This window comes from Verrucomicrobiia bacterium (genome assembly GCA_036268055.1).
Classification (GTDB): domain Bacteria; phylum Verrucomicrobiota; class Verrucomicrobiia; order Limisphaerales; family Pedosphaeraceae; genus DATAUW01.
In genome coordinates this window covers 66,506-79,937 of sequence record DATAUW010000005.1, presented here as the reverse complement: position 1 = coordinate 79,937, position 13,432 = coordinate 66,506, and the positions used below count along the sequence as shown (strand labels likewise).

At 56.8% G+C, this 13,432-nt stretch carries 11 protein-coding genes; all 11 read left to right on the top strand.

All coding sequences use genetic code 11. The annotated features are described in order from the left end of the window. Positions 1–61 precede the first annotated feature (61 nt). Positions 62–1,993: a penicillin-binding protein 2 gene (locus VH413_02430; protein HEX3797532.1), complete on the top strand. Its 1,932-nt coding sequence runs from the start codon at positions 62–64 to the stop codon at positions 1,991–1,993. Between the two features lie 64 nt (positions 1,994–2,057). Then, positions 2,058–3,425 carry a UDP-N-acetylmuramoyl-tripeptide--D-alanyl-D-alanine ligase gene (gene murF, locus VH413_02425; protein ID HEX3797531.1) on the top strand — a complete coding sequence of 456 codons (1,368 nt, stop codon included), beginning with the start codon at positions 2,058–2,060 and terminating at the stop codon, positions 3,423–3,425. Positions 3,426–3,452: 27 nt separating this feature from the next. Further along, positions 3,453–4,574: a phospho-N-acetylmuramoyl-pentapeptide-transferase gene (mraY, locus tag VH413_02420; protein ID HEX3797530.1), complete on the top strand. Its 1,122-nt coding sequence runs from the start codon at positions 3,453–3,455 to the stop codon at positions 4,572–4,574. A 7-nt stretch (positions 4,575–4,581) separates the two neighbouring features. Next, a complete protein-coding gene (gene murD / locus VH413_02415) occupies positions 4,582–6,009 on the top strand; it encodes a UDP-N-acetylmuramoyl-L-alanine--D-glutamate ligase (GenBank protein ID HEX3797529.1) in 1,428 nt (475 codons plus the stop codon). A 197-nt stretch (positions 6,010–6,206) separates the two neighbouring features. After that, entirely contained in the window at positions 6,207–6,938 is a 732-nt protein-coding gene (locus VH413_02410) for a LysM peptidoglycan-binding domain-containing protein (GenBank protein HEX3797528.1), read from the top strand. A gap of 53 nt (positions 6,939–6,991) precedes the next feature. Beyond that, the gene (gene ftsW, locus VH413_02405) at positions 6,992–8,125 is read left to right on the top strand and encodes a putative lipid II flippase FtsW (protein HEX3797527.1); all 1,134 of its coding nucleotides are present in this window, start codon (positions 6,992–6,994) and stop codon (positions 8,123–8,125) included. Beyond that, positions 8,125–9,300 carry an undecaprenyldiphospho-muramoylpentapeptide beta-N-acetylglucosaminyltransferase gene (gene murG, locus VH413_02400; protein ID HEX3797526.1) on the top strand — a complete coding sequence of 392 codons (1,176 nt, stop codon included), beginning with the start codon at positions 8,125–8,127 and terminating at the stop codon, positions 9,298–9,300. The genes ftsW and murG overlap by 1 nt, the downstream gene beginning before the upstream one ends. Positions 9,301–9,407: 107 nt before the next feature. Beyond that, positions 9,408–10,304 carry a UDP-N-acetylmuramate dehydrogenase gene (gene murB, locus VH413_02395; GenBank protein ID HEX3797525.1) on the top strand — a complete coding sequence of 299 codons (897 nt, stop codon included), beginning with the start codon at positions 9,408–9,410 and terminating at the stop codon, positions 10,302–10,304. A gap of 16 nt (positions 10,305–10,320) precedes the next feature. Next, complete coding sequence (locus VH413_02390) at positions 10,321–11,238, top strand: D-alanine--D-alanine ligase (protein ID HEX3797524.1); 918 nt, start codon at positions 10,321–10,323, stop codon at positions 11,236–11,238. Continuing rightward, entirely contained in the window at positions 11,238–12,200 is a 963-nt protein-coding gene (locus VH413_02385) for an FtsQ-type POTRA domain-containing protein (GenBank protein ID HEX3797523.1), read from the top strand. Before VH413_02390 ends, VH413_02385 begins: the two co-directional genes overlap by 1 nt. After that, positions 12,193–13,413 carry a cell division protein FtsA gene (ftsA, locus tag VH413_02380; protein ID HEX3797522.1) on the top strand — a complete coding sequence of 407 codons (1,221 nt, stop codon included), beginning with the start codon at positions 12,193–12,195 and terminating at the stop codon, positions 13,411–13,413. The genes VH413_02385 and ftsA overlap by 8 nt, the downstream gene beginning before the upstream one ends. The last annotated feature ends 19 nt before the right edge of the window (positions 13,414–13,432 follow it).

Below are 13,432 nucleotides of genomic sequence, written 5' to 3'. Positions count from 1 at the left end.
CAAGGCTCGTCGGCCGAGGAACCGATGGGTATGCGGGCGGTTGGTAAAAAGCTTTTCGACAATGGTAAAGAAACTGCAATTTAAACGGCTGGTCTGGTTGACCGTCCTGCTCGCGATGGCTTTCGCGGGGCTGGGCTATCGTCTCGTGGACTTGCAGGTGGTCCGCCACGGCGAATTGTCGAAGGAAGCGCGCAGCAATACCCAATATACTTTCCGCCTCGAACCGCGCCGCGGTGACATCCTCGATTGCAAAAACAATCTGCTCGCCACCAGCGTGTTCGTCAAAACGGTTTGCGCTGATCCTTCGCTGCTCAGCAATCACGTCTCCGCCGTGGCGCAGGCAATCGCGCCTTTGCTCGCGTTGCCGGAAAACGATTTGGAAAAGCGCATCACGCCGCGCACTCAATCCGTAAAAAATGGAAAAGATATTCCGGTCAAATATGTGCTGCTGAAACGCAAAGTTTCCAGCGACACCTGGGAAAAAATTCAGGAGACGATGACAAATCTTTCCTTCGGCCTGGATGAAAAACGTCTTTCAAAAAAAGACCAGGCCGCGCTGCGCGATTTGCGCACGAAAGCGATTTTCACCGATCCGGTTGACGATCAGTTGCGCAATTATCCCAACGGCCTGCTCGCCGCGCACGTTATCGGTTACATGGGCATCGCCGACGAAACTAACAACGGCGTGCGCGAGCAAGTCTCGGTCGGCGTGGATGGCATCGAGCGTAAATTCGATGGCAAGTTGCGCGGTGTTCCCGGCTGGCGTTTGACCGAACGCGATAGCCGCGACCGCGAAGTGGTTACGTTGCGCGAACAGGAAGTCGCGCCGCACGACGGTTTGAATGTGGTGCTCACGATTGATTCCGTGCTGCAAAGCATCGTGGAATCGTCACTCGCAGACGGCATGAGAAAACATTCGCCGGTGAGCATTTCCGGCATGATCATCCGCCCGCGCACGGGAGAAATTTTGGCGATGGCCACGCTGCCGAATTATGATCCGAACAATCCCGGCGCGTATCCCGTGGCGGCGAGAAACAATCGCATCATCACCGACGTGGAAGAACCCGGCTCGACTTTCAAGATTGTCGTGGTTTCCGGCGCGTTGAATGATCACACCGTCAAGCTCACGGACGAATTCGACTGCCAGCACGGGAAATTTTTCTACGCGGGAAAATGGCTGCACGATCACATCACCACCTGCGGCATCATTCCGGTGAAGGAAATCATCACGAAGTCGTCCAACATTGGCGCGGCGAAGATCGGAATTTTGATGGGCGAACAACGAGTGTATGATTATATGCGCGGTTTTGGTTTTGGAACTTCGACGGGCATTCCGTTGCCGGCCGAATCGCGAGGCATCGTGCACAACGTAACCAACTGGACCAAACTTTCCATCTCGCGCATTCCGATGGGCCATGAAGTCGGCGTCACCTGTTTGCAAATGGCGATGGCGATGAGCGCGGTCGCGAACAAAGGCGTGCTGATGCAGCCGATGTTGGTGGACCGTTTGGTGGAATCGGACGGAACAGTGGCGGTGAAATATTATCCGCAGCAAGTCCGCCGCGTGATCAGCGAAGAAGCGGCGCGTGACATGACTGAAGCGTTGAAGAGCGTGGTGACCAGCGACGGCACGGCGATCGGCGCGGCGATGACGAATTATACCGTCGCGGGCAAAACCGGTACCGCGCAGGAAAACGATGGCCACACTTACAGCAATGAAAAATTCTTTGCATCGTTCATCGGATTTTTTCCGGCAGACAATCCCGAGATTTGCATTTATGTCGGTCTGGACGCGCCGCATGACGGGCACGTAGGGGGCATTGCCGCAGCGCCGGTCTTCAAAGAGATCGCAGTGCAAGCGGCGAATTATTTGAACATCCGCCCGGACAAAGGTAACGCGACTGGGTTGCCGGAAATGTCCGCGCCGCCATCGTCGGCTCCGACGACCGTGAGTGAGGCGACCACGCACGCCGTGATGGCGCGAATGCAATAATTTTGGCGATGCCGAACAACCGATCGTTCGGCGATGGAAAATGGATTCTCGTTCTTTGAAATATGTGGCTGAAGCTTGCGGCGGTGAACTCACCGGCGCGGCGCCCGAGACACTCGCGCATCGGGTTGGTTCCGATTCGCGGCACGCGCAGCCGGGCGATTTGTTTTTCGCCATCGCGGGCGAGCGATTTGATGGCCACGATTTTTTGGCGGAAGTCGCGGGAAAAGGTGTGACGGCGGTGGTCGCCGAACGCGGACGAGTGCCCAGTGGTTTGAAATGCGGTGTCATCGCCGTGGACAATACGCGGCAGGCGCTGGGCAGATTCGCCGCGCGTTACCGGAAAGATTTCGAGCTTCCGGTGATTGCGGTGGGTGGCTCGAATGGCAAAACCAGCACGAAAGAATTATTGGCATCGGTCTTGAGTCAAAAATTCAAAACCGTCTGGAGCGAAGCAAGTTTCAACAATGATATTGGTGTGCCGGTCACATTGTTGAAGCTCGACCAAATGACGCAAGCCGCTGTGCTGGAAGCAGGAACGAATCATCCGGGCGAATTGGCTCCGTTAATTGACATGATCCAGCCGCGATTCGGTGTGATTACGAGCATTGGCCGCGAGCACCTGGAATTTTTCCATGATCTTGCGGGGGTAGCGGCGGAAGAAGGTTCGCTGGCCGAAATGCTGCCGCACGATGGCAAACTTTTTATCAATGGCGACAGTGATTGGACCGAAACCATCGCAAAACGGTGCGCCGCAAGTGTCGTCCGAATCGGCATCAGCAACGGCAACGATTGGTGTGCCAGCGACATAGAGATGGATGCGAGTGGCAGCCGGTTTTGGGTGGGCGCGCCGAAGAAAGAATTTAGTGGCGAATACCGCATCAGTTTGCTCGGGAATCACCAGGTGGTGAATGCGTTATTCGCGGTGGCGGTCGGCGCGGAACTTGGTTTGACGCGGGAAGAAATTTTGCACGGCTTGGCCGGCGCGAAACCTGCGAAAATGCGACTCCAAACGTGGATTTGGAATGGTATTTGCGTGCTGGATGATGCCTATAACGCCAATGCTGATTCGATGGCGGCGGCATTGGAAACTTTGCGGCGGATGCCGTGCGCGGGACGGCGGGTGGCGGTGCTGGGCGACATGGGCGAATTGGGCGCGCACAGCCAGGCTGGCCACGAAGAAGTCGGACGCCGCGCGGCTGAGTCCGGCGTCGAACAGTTATTTGCGGTGGGAAAAATGGCCGGAGTCATGGCGCACGCGGCGCGGACAGCGGGATTAAAAAATGTCGGCGAATTTAGTGACCCGATGACGGCGGTGGAATCAGTGAAACAATTTCTGAAGGCGGGCGATGTGATGCTGTTGAAGGCGTCTCGCGCCACGCGCCTGGAGCGGCTCGCGGAAGCGTTGCGGTCGTCCGGCGAAGCGAAGGTCTGAATGCTTTATTATTTGAGTCAATACTTGATGGAAAAATCCGTAGGCACGCCTTGGGAATCCGAGTTGTCCTCGTTGCGGTTGTTTCGCTACATCACATTTCGCACGGCGGGAGCGGCAGTCACAGCGTTGCTGCTAAGTTTGTGGTTCGGGCCGAAGGTCATCGCGTGGCTGAAGGAACTGAGCTTCGGCCAAAATTATCGCGACCGCGCGGAAGTGGCTGGCAACCTAACGGGACGCGAGCCGAAAAAATTTGGCACGCCGACGATGGGCGGATTGCTGATCGTATTGACGTTGAATTTGACGACCCTGTTGTGGGCGCAATGGAACACGCCCGTGTTGTTGACCGTTTTGTCAGTTGTGGTGCTGGCGTCGTTGGGATTTTACGATGACTATACGAAGATAACCAAAGCGAGCAGCGCGGGTGCGAAGTCCCGCGTCAAACTTTGGGTGCAGATCGCCCTGGCGCTTTTTATCGGAATTTATTTGTGGTATTCGCCCGCCACGCAGATGTTGATCACTGAAATTATGGTGCCATTTTACAAACATCCCGTCGCGACCGGCGCGACCGGAATCGGAATCGTGCTGACCGCGCTGACTATTGTGGGCAGCTCGAACGCCGTGAACTTGACCGATGGCCTCGATGGCCTCGCCATCGGTTGCACGCTCATCGTGTCGTTCGTGTTTTTGATCATGACCTATGTCGCGGGCAACGTGAAAATGGCTGCCTACCTGCAAATCCCGCATGTCTCGGGCGCGGGCGAATTAACGGTTTTTTGCGCGGCGCTTTGCGGCGCCGGTTTGGGATTTTTATGGTTCAACTGCCATCCGGCGCAAGTGTTCATGGGCGATACCGGCTCGCTCGCGCTCGGTGGCGCGCTGGGAATTGTCGCGGTGCTTATCCATCAGCCGCTCGTGCTGGTCATCGCGGGCGGCGTATTCGTCATGGAAGCGGGCTCGGTGATTTTGCAAACCAGTTATTTTCGCTACACGCGCAAACGCTATGGCACGGGCAAACGGATTTTTTTAATGGCGCCGATCCATCATCATTTTGAAAAAAAGAACTGGCATGAAACGCAGGTCGTCACGCGCTTTTATATTTTGTGCGTGCTGTTCGCGGTGGTGGCGTTGAGCAGTTTGAAGATTCGCTAAAATTTCGATGCACGAATTACAAGACAAACACGTGTTGGTGGTGGGCCTCGGCCAGCGGGGCCGCGCCGCGTGCGGACTGTTGCGCAAGAACGGCGCGAAAGTCACCGCTATGGATCTCGCCGACACTGCCGAGTTGCGCACCGAAGCGGGCAAGCTTCGCCAACTCGGCGTTGAAGTGAAATTGGGCGTGGCCAAAATGCCCAAGGGCGAATTCAGTCTTGCCATCACCAGTCCCGCCGTGGACGGCGCTGCTCCCATCCTGCGTGAACTCGGTAAGCGCCAGGTGCCGGTCATCGGCGAATTTGAACTCGGCTATCAACACGCCCGCTGCCTGAACATCGCCATCGCCGGCACGAACGGCAAAGGTACGACCAGCGAAATGCTCGAACAAATTCTTTTGCACAGCCAGCGCAAGACCGTCGTGTGCGGCCATGGCGCGCGCCCCGTCTGCTCCACCGTGCTCGAGGCTGGCGATGTTGATTTTCTCATCTTCCAGTTGAATGCGTTTCAACTCGAGACGACGCAATTTTTTCGCCCGGCGGTTGCGGTGCTTTTGAATATCACGCCTGACCACCTGGACCGTTATCCCAACCATTCCGCTTATGTCCGGGCGACGGCGAAATTATTTGAGAACCAGCAAGCTTTCGATTGGGCCATTGTTCAAAGCGAGACCCTCGCCGAATTGCGCGCGCTGAATATTGAAATTCCCGCGAAGGTCATCACCTTCAGCGCAAACAATCGTCGCGCCGATATTTTTCTCGATCGCGGTTTGCTCATCAGCCGTTTACCGGATTGGTCCGGCCCGCTGCTCGACATGAGCCAGTGCCGTTTGCAAGGCTCGCACAACGCCGAGAACATGATGGCTGCGCTCGCCGCCGGACATGTGCTGCGCCTGCCGCTCGATGGCATGGTCGAAGTCCTCAAGCAGCACGCGCCTGCCGCGCATCGCTTCGAAAAAATCGCGGAGATCAACGGCGTCACTTACATCAACGATTCCAAGGCCACGAATGTGGATGCGTTACACAAGGCGCTGCTCTCAGTTTCGCCCGCGCCGGGCGGCGATCCCAACATCTGGCTGATCGCGGGCGGCAAGGACAAGCGGCAGGAATTTCATTACGTCGGACCGCTGATTTCCCAGCGTGTGAAAGGCGCATTTGTCATCGGCGAAGCCAGTGGAAAAATCCGTGCGGCGTGGAGTCTTTTTACTCCTTGCGCCGCCACGGATTCGTTGTTAGAAGCTGTCATACTTGCGGCGAAAAATGCGGTTGCCGGCGATGTGATATTGCTTTCACCAGCCTGTCCGAGCTTTGACCAGTTTCGAAATTACCAGCATCGGGGTGACGTATTTCGCGAAGCAGTGAACCAATTACCGGGCGTGCGCGGCGTGGAAAAATCCGAAGCAATTTCTCCGGACGAAACCGCCGGAAAAAATTGAATCATAAACTAAAATTTTAAATTTAAATTTGCCCCGGGTTTTTTTGAGGAAAAAACCCGAGGCGAAAAAACCAAACCCAAAACATCACCTCGAAATAATGAAAGGACGCTGAAGAGCGCCAAAGCTAAATGAACAACCCAAATCCATTCGTTCCACAAGGCTCCCTATTGGAGCAAAAAAATAAAAAACGCGCCCGCGTGAAAGTGGCGGTTTTTTCGATTTTCGCCATCAACATTCTCGTGATCAGTCCGCTGCTGATCCAGGGTTGCAAAAAGGAAGCGCCGGCGGCGGACACCGCCGCGCTGCCTTCGTCGGACACCAGCACGAATCCGACGCCTGACACGAATTTGCCGCCGGTCCCGGCGATGAGTTCCAACTCCGCGCCGCTGGCCGTGGTTTCCAACACGCCGCCGCCAATGCCGCCGCCGCCAGTCGCTCCTCCTGAGCCTCCCGCGCCGGTTGGCCAGGAATACGTCGTCGCCAAAGGTGATTCGTTCTATTCCATCGCCAAGAAATTTCACGTGAAGATCAAGGACGTCGAAGCCGCAAATCCGGGCGTCACTCCGGCGAAATTGAAAGTCGGCCAGAAGCTCCAGGTTCCCGCTGGCAGTTCGGGCAGCACGAGCACCGCGAACGCGACTGATATGAGCAGCGGCAGCGATAATATTGTCACCGTGAAACCGGGTGATTCGCTGATGAAGATCGCTCACGAACACGGCAGCACGATCAAATTGATCCGCGCCGCGAATGAATTGAAGACCGATAAAATCAAGGTCGGCCAGAAATTGAAAGTCCCGGCCAAGTCGGCTCCTGCGACCGCTGCGACAACCGACAGTTCCGCAACCGCCGCGCCGATCCCGGCTCCAGTGAACCCGATGCCCGCACCGGCTCCGATTCCCTCGGTCCCGGCTTCAGGCGCTGCCCGCTGATATATATATGGCCGGACGCCGGGTGACCTCACCCCGGCGTCCGGTTGGATAAAATGAAAACCGCCACCACAACTTTGGTTTTGTGTGTCGCCTCCCTGCTGGCCCTGGGGATGGTGATGCTTTATAGCTCGAGCATGGCGGACAAGGGCCACTATCTTCAAAACCAGATGATCTGGTGCGTGCTCGGTCTTGCCGGTTGTGTGACGGCGGCCAGTATTGATTATACACTTCTTAAAAAATATTTCGCGCCGATTCTCGCTTTCGCCGTCCTCCTGCTCGTGCTGGTGCTCGTGCCGCACGTCGGGCTGAAAATCAACGGCGCGCGCCGCTGGTTCAGTCTCGGTCACGGTGTTCGTTTTGAGCCTTCGGAATTTGGCAAGATCGCTTTGATCATCACAGTCGCGTGGTATGGCGAGCGTTATCAACGGCAGCTTGGTTGTTGGAAACGTGGATTTCTTTATCCCGGCGCGCTCATTGGAGCCGTGCTCGCCTTGATTTTCGTTGAGCCCGATCGCGGGACGACGATTTTGATGGCGATGGTCACGGCGGGGATGTTGTTCATCGCGGGTGCGCGATGGAAATTCATCGTGCCGCCTGTGCTCATGGGCATCGCTGCGTTTTTAATTTCTTTGATTCACGATCCCATGCGCACCAAACGCATGCTCGCCTGGCTCGATGCTGACAAACACAAAATGGACATCGGCTATCAAGCCAATCAAGGCATGATCGCCCTCGGCGCGGGTGGTTGGACTGGTTTGGGTCTGGGCAACAGCCGCGAGAAGCTTGGATTTTTGCCAGAGCACAATACGGATTTTATTTTCGCGATCGTCGGCGAGGAATTGGGTTTGATCGCCACGCTGCTGGTAGTAATGACGTTCGTGCTGCTGGTGATTTGCGGTATGTATATCGCATTGAAATCGAAAGACAACTTCGGGTTATTGCTCGGAACCGGAATCACGTTCCTCATCGGATTGCAGGCATTCATCAACATCGGCGTCGTGACCAGCACCTTGCCGAATAAAGGTTTGCCGCTGCCATTCATCAGTTATGGCGGCTCGAATTTGCTCATGATGCTCACCATCGTTGGAATTTTATTGAGCATCGCACGGCGCGCGCGCGTCTTGCAGCCGGCAACGGATATTTCCGCGGACCCCTTGGAACCAAGTGGCGTTTCCCAACTGTCCTGATGCAAAGCCAAAACTCAGCGCCCCGGGTGGCCATCGCATGCGGTGGCACGGGCGGACATCTCTTTCCCGGCGTGGCGGTCGCCGAGGAATTGAAACGGCGCGGCTGCGCGGTCACGCTTTTGATCTCGCCCAAGGAGGTGGACCAGAAAGCCGTGCAAGGCGCGACCGGCGTGCAAATCGCCACGCTTCCTGCGATCGGATTGACCCGTGGAAAATATTTGGCCTTCGCTCGCGGTTTCGCGCAATCGTATCGCACCGCCAAAAAACTTTTCGCCGCGGAAAAGCCCGAGGCGGTTTTGGCGATGGGCGGTTTCACCAGCGCCCCGCCGGTGCTGGCGGGCAAATCCCTGGGCGTTCCCACTTTTCTGCACGAATCCAACACCATTCCCGGCCGCGCTAACCGCTGGCTGTCCTGGGTGGTGAGTGAGGCGTTCGTCGGATTCTCCGATGCCGCAACGCGCTTACATACGCGCAATGTAAAAGTCACCGGCACACCCGTGCGCCCGCAATTTCAACCGATGGACCTTGCTGCCTGCCGGGCCGCGCTCGGATTAGATCCGCAGAAACCAGTGTTGCTCGTGACCGGCGGCAGCCAAGGTGCGAGCGGCTTGAATGATTTGGTGATCGCGACGCTTCCGTTTTTGGCAAAGCAACTGGCAGGTTGGCAGTTGTTTCACCTCACCGGCCCGACCGATGTCGAAAAAGTTCAGCGCGCCTGTGCCGCTCATAATATTCACGCGGTCGTGAAACCGTTTTTTGGCGAGATGCACTTGGCGCTTGGCGCAGCCAGCGTGACCATCAGCCGCGCGGGGGCGTCATCGCTGGCGGAATTTGCGGCGATGCGCGTGCCTTCCGTGCTGGTGCCGTTTCCGGCGGCCACAGATAACCATCAATTTTACAACGCGCGCGCCTTTGAAAAAACTGGCGCAGCCGTTCTGCTCGGGCAACGCGGCGCGTCCGCCGAAATGCTCGCGCTAAAAATTTCCGAACTGGCGCAACAAACGGCGTCGCGCGAACGGATGTGCGTTGCGCTTGGGGCTTGGCATTCACCGCAGGCGGCGGAACGAATCGCGGAAAGCATCATGCAGGCGATCACCGCGCGCCGAACGGCGGCGGGAGGCATCATTGTCCCGGCGGCAACTCATTTAAAAAACCAACAATCCGCGATCACGTGAACCAACCCACATCGGCAACCGATTGCTGTGAAGGCATTGAGCGGGAGGGCGAACATTCCCGCGGGAGGTTGGGCGAACGAAACATGGATGTGTCCAAAGATAAAATAATGTCCGAACTTCGCGCGGCGGTTTCCGCCGAGACCGTTTTGCGCGCGGATGAGATACTTGCGAAACGCACAACCTTGCGTGTCGGTGGCAGCGCTGATTTTTATGTCGAGCCGGTTTCGGAAACCGAATTGTCGAAAATTTTAAAATTATGCGCGCAACTTTCGCTGCCGTTTTTCCTGCTAGGGCGTGGGTCCAATCTGTTGATTCGCGATGGCGGGATTCGCGGCGTCGTGATCTGTCTCGCGCAGCCTGAATTCAGCCGCGTTGAGATGATGGGTTATCGCATGCATTGTGGCGCGGGCGCGAAATTAAAAATCGTGGCGAATGAAGCGCGCCGTGGACAGTTGACCGGGTTGGAGTTTCTCGAAGGCATCCCGGGCACGGTCGGCGGCGCGTTGCGGATGAATGCGGGCGCGATGGGCGGCTGGATGTTCGACGTGGTCGAGTCCATTCGTTACATGGATTTTGGCGGCGAATCGCACGAAGAACTCGGCGCGAATGTGAAAGTGGAATATCGCAGTTGCCCGTTGCTGCGGGAAAATATCGCTCTCGGCGCGGTGCTCAAGGGTCATCCGGCAACGCGTGAAGTCGTGGATAAGCGCATGAAAACTTTCAGTGAGAAGCGCTGGGAATCGCAACCCGCCGCGCCGAGCGCCGGTTGCATTTTCAAAAATCCCGGGACGATTCCCGCGGGCAAATTGATTGACGAACTTGGTTTGAAAGGCATGCGCGTGGGCGATGCCATGGTGTCGCAGGAACACGGAAACTTTATCATCAACGACGGGCAGGCGCGCGCGAAGGATGTTTTGGAATTGATCGAAGTCATCCGTCAGCGCGTGCGCGCCGAGCGCGGGATCGAGTTGCACACTGAAGTGGAAATTGTCGGCGAAACGTGAGCGAAAAAATTTAGCGATGTCAAAGAGTCTGCATATCACCGTCATGTTGGGCGGCCCTTCGGCCGAGCGCGAGGTTTCGTTGCGCTCGGGAAAATCGGTCGCGAAAGCCTTGCGTTCACTCGGTCACGAAGTAACTGAACTTGATCCCCAGAATCCCGGCTGGAAATTGCCCCCGCAAACCCAGGTCGTATTTCTCGCGTTGCACGGAACTTTCGGCGAGGACGGTACCGTTCAGGCGATGCTTGAGGAAATGGATATGCCTTACACCGGTTGCGATGTCGAGGCCAGCCGCCTGGGTTTTGATAAATTGCTGACCAAGCAAAAATGCGTTGCCGCCGGAGTGCCGACAGCGCGCTATGAAATTTTCACTTCGCCGACCGCGAAGTGGCCCACCGGCTGGGAGCCGCCGGTGATTTTAAAGCCGGTGCGACAGGGCTCGAGCGTCGGTCTGCAATTTGTCGAACGCGTGGAAGACTGGCCGAGCGCCTTGGCGGAATCACTCAAACACGGTTCGGAAGTCTTGATGGAAGAAAAAATCATTGGGCGCGAAACGACGGTTGGCATTTTAGGCAGCCAGGCGTTTCCGCCAGCGGAAGTGCGTCCGAAGAGCGGCGGTTACGATTACAAAAATAAATATACCGCCGGTGCAACCGAAATTTTTTGCCCAGCCCAACTGGACGCCGCGACGACCAAGCGGGTGCAGGCCGCCGCGCTGGGGGCATTCGCCGCCATTGGCGCGCGTGATTACGGACGCGTGGATGTGATGGTGCGACCGAACGGCGATCCCATCGTGCTCGAAGTGAACACACTGCCGGGGATGACCGAGTTGAGTTTGTTTCCCAAGACTGCGGCGGCGGCGGGAATTGATTATCCAGAATTATGCCAGCGCATGGTGGACCTCGCGCTCCGGCATGATACAGGAGTGGTAAAGTAATGAGTTGGTTCAACCGCAAATCGAAAAATCGGCGGCACACGCGCACGCATGTGCTCGATGTGAAATTGCGCTCCGATCAGGTGCGCGCCTCGCGAATGCGCCTGATCGGCATGAGCCTCGCGCTGATTTTCGCGACCGTCTTCGGATTTTATCTTGTGTGGCGCACCGGTGAATTTGCGCTCAGCCGTTTGATTTACGAAAACAAGGCGTTTGCCATTACTGAAATTGACGTGCAGACCGATGGCGTGCTCGCGCCCGATCAGTTGCGCCGCTGGGCGGGTGTGCGCACGGGTGAAAATTTATTTGCCCTCGATCTGGCGCGCGTGAAACGCGATCTGGAAATGGTCTCGGTGATCAAAACCGTGGCGGTCGAACGCGTCCTTCCCCATTCGTTGCGATTGCGCGTCACCGAGCGCGAACCGCTGGCGCAAATCCGCGTCGTTCAAATGCGTCCGAACGGCGCCGCCGAACTCGGCATCCTGCACGTGGACGGCGATGGTTACGTGATGAATTTAATTGAGCCCAGCCAGCGCGCGGTTCCCATCGCCGTGACGAATGACACGCTGCCGGTCATTTCCGGCATCAATCCCGCCGATGCCGTTCCCGGTCACCGGCTCGATACGGCGCAAGCACGGCTGGCGTTGCAACTGGTTTCCGCCTTCGATCATTCGCCGATGTCGGGATTGGTGGACTTGCAGGTGATTGATGTCGCTTCACCGCAGATTTTGGAAGTCACGAGTAATCAGGGCAGCCAAATCACTTTTTCGATGCTCGACCTGGATCGGCAGTTGCGCCGCTGGCGGCAGATTTACGACCAGGGGCAGCGCATCAACAAAGTGATCGCCACGCTCGACCTTTCCGTGCCGAACAGTATTCCCGCGAAGTGGATCGAGGCGAGCGCGGCGCCGGCGGTGCCTCCGCGAAATCCAAACCTTCAACATAACCGGAAAAAAAATGTTTGAACCTTCTTCATTGATCGTCGGGCTGGAAATCGGCACGTCGAAAGTCGTGGTGGTGGTGGGCGAGGTCAACGCCAATGGCGCGTTGAATCTGATCGGCCTGGGACAGGCGCGTTCACGCGGCGTGCGCAAGGGTGAGATCGCGGACATATCCGCGGTCGAGGAAGACGTGCGCAATGCCATCGTTGAGGCCGAACAAATGGCTGACGTGGAAATTCGCAGCGTGTATCTCGGCGTGACCGGCGCACATATTCGCGGGTTCAATAATCGCGGTTTGCAGCAAGTGGTCTCCGCCGACCGCGAAATCACACGCGAAGATGTCCAGGACGTCATCAAGAACGCGAAGGCTATCAACCTGCCGACGGAAAACCACGTGCTCCATGCGGTACGGCAGCATTTTTTGGTGGATGGCCAGGATCGCATCGTGGATCCCGTTGGGATGCTCGGCGGAAAAGTGGAGGTGGATGTCCACGTCGTGCACGGAAATTTCAACCGCCTGCAAAATCCGATTCGCGTCGTTAAAGGTTTGCAGTTGGAAGTTGAGGCGATTGTATTCAATGGGTTGGCGGCATCACTCGCCTTGCTGACGAACGAGCAAAAAGAAATGGGCGCGCTCGTGCTCGACATCGGCGGCGGCACGACAAATTACGCGGTGTATGCCGATGGCATTATCAAGCACACGGGCGTGCTCGCGGTGGGCGGCGACCATGTCTCGAACGATTTGGCTTACGGTTTGAAAGTGCCGCTCGGACGCGCGGAACAACTTAAGATTGAACACGGCTCAGCGATTGTCGAAGAAAGTTTGAAGGGCCAGACCATCACCATCGCGAACGAATTGGGTTTGCCGCTCAAGACCATCAATCTCGAACATCTCCGCCGCGTGATGGCGCTGCGGGTGGAGGAGATTTTGTGTTTGATTGAGCAAGACATCGCACGGGCGGGTTTGCTGGATTACTTGCGCGCGGGGGTTTTTATCTGCGGCGGCGGCGCGCGCATTCCCGAGATCACGCGGCTCGTGGAAAAAGTTTTCCAGATGCCGGCTTCGGTGGGAAAAACCAATTCGATCAGCGGCATCAAGTCTGCGCTCGACCAGCCGGAATTTGCAACCGCGATCGGCCTCGTGAAATTCGGCTCGTTCCAGCAAAAGAAACGGAGCGCCGCCACGTTCAGCGAAGGGCTCAAGAAAACCTGGTCGGAAATGTTCCATCGCAAATAATAACGATTCAACCATTACG

Bases quoted from the DNA above. Each gene is read 5' to 3' on its own strand.
- VH413_02430 (HEX3797532.1), top strand. From the start codon at position 62: ATGGTAAAGAAACTGCAATTTAAACGGCTGGTCTGGTTGACCGTCCTG.
- mraY (HEX3797530.1), top strand. From the start codon at position 3,453: ATGGAAAAATCCGTAGGCACGCCTTGGGAATCCGAGTTGTCCTCGTTG.
- murD (HEX3797529.1), top strand. From the start codon at position 4,582: ATGCACGAATTACAAGACAAACACGTGTTGGTGGTGGGCCTCGGCCAG.
- ftsW (HEX3797527.1), top strand. From the start codon at position 6,992: ATGAAAACCGCCACCACAACTTTGGTTTTGTGTGTCGCCTCCCTGCTG.
- murG (HEX3797526.1), top strand. From the start codon at position 8,125: ATGCAAAGCCAAAACTCAGCGCCCCGGGTGGCCATCGCATGCGGTGGC.
- murB (HEX3797525.1), top strand. From the start codon at position 9,408: ATGTCCGAACTTCGCGCGGCGGTTTCCGCCGAGACCGTTTTGCGCGCG.
- VH413_02390 (HEX3797524.1), top strand. From the start codon at position 10,321: ATGTCAAAGAGTCTGCATATCACCGTCATGTTGGGCGGCCCTTCGGCC.
- VH413_02385 (HEX3797523.1), top strand. From the start codon at position 11,238: ATGAGTTGGTTCAACCGCAAATCGAAAAATCGGCGGCACACGCGCACG.
- ftsA (HEX3797522.1), top strand. From the start codon at position 12,193: ATGTTTGAACCTTCTTCATTGATCGTCGGGCTGGAAATCGGCACGTCG.